The sequence below is a fragment of the Thermogemmatispora sp. genome (assembly GCF_019683755.1).
GTDB lineage: Bacteria > Chloroflexota > Ktedonobacteria > Ktedonobacterales > Ktedonobacteraceae > Thermogemmatispora.
In genome coordinates this window covers 1-2,417 of sequence record NZ_JADGHT010000508.1, presented here as the reverse complement: position 1 = coordinate 2,417, position 2,417 = coordinate 1, and the positions used below count along the sequence as shown (strand labels likewise).

General features: G+C 57.6%; 3 protein-coding genes and 1 pseudogene. All 4 read left to right on the top strand.

Annotated elements, in window-relative coordinates; translation table 11 throughout:
• Positions 1–231: 231 nt before the first annotated feature.
• Positions 232–831, top strand: a complete 600-nt coding sequence (locus IRZ24_RS19405) for an HD domain-containing protein (RefSeq protein WP_297168150.1) — start codon at positions 232–234, stop codon at positions 829–831.
• A gap of 120 nt (positions 832–951) precedes the next feature.
• Positions 952–1,368 carry a hypothetical protein gene (locus tag IRZ24_RS19400; RefSeq protein ID WP_297168147.1) on the top strand — a complete coding sequence of 139 codons (417 nt, stop codon included), beginning with the start codon at positions 952–954 and terminating at the stop codon, positions 1,366–1,368.
• 114 nt (positions 1,369–1,482) lie between these two features.
• Positions 1,483–2,046, top strand: a complete 564-nt coding sequence (gene cas4 / locus IRZ24_RS19395) for a CRISPR-associated protein Cas4 (protein ID WP_297168144.1) — start codon at positions 1,483–1,485, stop codon at positions 2,044–2,046.
• Between the two features lie 217 nt (positions 2,047–2,263).
• Positions 2,264–2,417, top strand: a pseudogene (locus IRZ24_RS19910) (TIGR00300 family protein); the annotation flags it as partial.

Sequence of the window (2,417 nt, the reverse complement as noted above, 5' to 3'; positions counted from 1 at the left end):
CACGAGGAGCACGAGGTCAGCGCTGCAGAGGGACAGAGCTAAGAGCAGCGTGCCCTTCATGATTGCTCCCAGTATAGCATACTTGATAGGCGGGGCGCTATCTTTTCTCTGCTTTTCTCAGAGGCTGAAGCGCGGGCCAGCCATAGGCCGCGACAGGAGACCTGTGCTATAATGGAAACTCCCAAGACACTTACTGGCGAGAAACACGGACCCATTGGAGAAGATCTCTATATGCCAACTCGTGATGATGCCTATCGTCTGATGACCGAGCACGTGAAAAACCTCAATCTACAGCGTCATATGTTGGCCGTTGAGGCAGCCATGCGCTTCTATGCGCGCAAATACGGCCAAGATGAAGAGCTATGGGGGATCACCGGTCTGCTGCACGACTGCGACTATGAGGAATATCCTGACCTCCAGCAACACACGCGTGTCCTGGCCGGCTGGCTGCGTGAAGCTGGCTACGATGAGCGCATTATTTATGCCATTCTGGCCCACAATGACCTCAACGCTGAGACTCATCCGCGCACCGATCTTCTCTCCAAAGCGCTCTATGCCTGCGATGAGATCACCGGTCTTATCACAGCCACCGCTCTTGTTCGGCCCAACAAGAGCATCCTCGGACTAGAGGTCTCATCGGTGAAAAAGAAGATGAAAACGAAAGGCTTCGCGGCAGGGGTCAATCGTGACGATATCATACGTGGTGCGGCAGAGCTAGGCGTTGAGCTTGACGAGCATATTGCCAATGTGATCACAGCCATGTCGAGCATAGCCGAAGAGCTAGGGCTAGCTGGTACGGGTTCCAGCAATGGAGCCGCAGCCAATGCTTAAGCCTGTCAGGCCAGTCCATCCGTCCGCCCAGAGTAGGAGGGAAGGCAGGAAGCACACGAACAAGGTCAGCGCCAGCCAAAGCGGAAAGGGGCCTCGGCCCGCCGTGGCGGAGGAATTTCTATGCAGTCTGAGCAACGCCAGCCGCGAGGCAAGCGGCCATCCAAACGCTACTTTACCGCCAGCGAGGTGGCCGCTTTCGAGTATTGCCCGCTTGCCTGGTGGCACGAGCAATACGAGCCAGCCGCCCAGGCAGATACTGAAGAGCTATTCGCGCGCATGGTCGAGCTAGAGCACGAGCATGGTCCCCAGGCCACAGCTCTCCCGGAGTATCAGCTTCACGAACGGCTCCTGTTGCGGCGAGGTGCCTTTGACACTGGGCAAGAGCAGCATCGGGAGCACGCAGAGGCGCTAGAAGAAGCCTACGAAGAAGCGCGCGCACTGCCTTTCGCCGGTTGCAGCCGCCGGCTTATGCTAGTTGCCATTGCGCTTCTGATCAGTGCCATTGTCCTCATTGCCGCCGCTATCTTGCTACGCTGACTGGTCAGTCAGGGTGGCGGAGGGCATGCGCTCGCACCTCCCCAATCCACTCCTGGGCGAGAGTGAGTGAGTGGCAGCGCTTACTCTGAGCAAGAGAGAGCGGGGAAACGAATCATGCTCAACAGCATTTTGCTATCGCTTGGCCTTGCTGCCCTGCTCAGCGCCATCGCGCTCCTGCTACTGCTGCGAAACGAGCGAGCAGCCCAGCGGGCCCGCTTACTCGCAGAGCGTCAGCGGGCCCTGGGTTTGCCCGAGGGGACGCTTGTCTATGAGGATGCCGATGGCCAAGGTGAGCCACTGGTCTCGAGCAGCTACCCGCTGGTCGGCAAACCGGACTACGTAGTTGAGCTGCCGGATGGGCGGCCTGTCCCTATCGAGATCAAGCCACAGGTGTATAATGCCACTGCTCCCTATAGCAATCATGTGGTACAGATCGGCGCCTACTGCTTGATTCTAGAGGACTACTTTGCCGTGCCCCCAACGCATGGTATCCTGCGTTACGCTGACACCGAATTCACGATCGAATATACCCCAGCCCTGCGACGCAAAGTGATCCGCCTCCTAGAAGAGATGCAGCGCTGCAGCGCCGACCAGCCGCCGGCACTTGCTCGTCAGAAAGCAGCCAAATGCCGTGCTTGTCCCTTTCAAACCATTTGTCCTATCGGGCGCCACTGGTAACAAGCGTACTGGCCTCAGCCAGCAGGGTCAGGAGTTGACAGGCACGCGCGGGAGCACTAAACTGGTCGCAAGCACAGCGCGCGGGGCTACAGGTGGGCAACGGAGTCGCCTCTTTTCCTCTCTGTTCCGTCCTTGCCCTGTTCTTGACTCACTGCAGAAGCAGCAGCAGTGGTCGAGTGTATTCCATTTTGTTTGGTTTGAGGGAAGCGTCTTTCTCATGGCAAGCGAAATCATTGAACTCAGTGGACATATCATTGACTCCTGGACGTTGCCGCGCGCCTGGGACATTATTATGGATCGCGGCGGCGATTTCCTGATTCAAGAGATTCAGGTCGGCAAGCATAAGAGTGAGCCGAGCTATGTGCGCATGG

Coding starts and splice junctions, on each gene's coding strand:
- IRZ24_RS19405 (WP_297168150.1), top strand. CDS start 232: ATGCCAACTCGTGATGATGCCTATCGTCTGATGACCGAGCACGTGAAA.
- IRZ24_RS19400 (WP_297168147.1), top strand. CDS start 952: ATGCAGTCTGAGCAACGCCAGCCGCGAGGCAAGCGGCCATCCAAACGC.
- cas4 (WP_297168144.1), top strand. CDS start 1,483: ATGCTCAACAGCATTTTGCTATCGCTTGGCCTTGCTGCCCTGCTCAGC.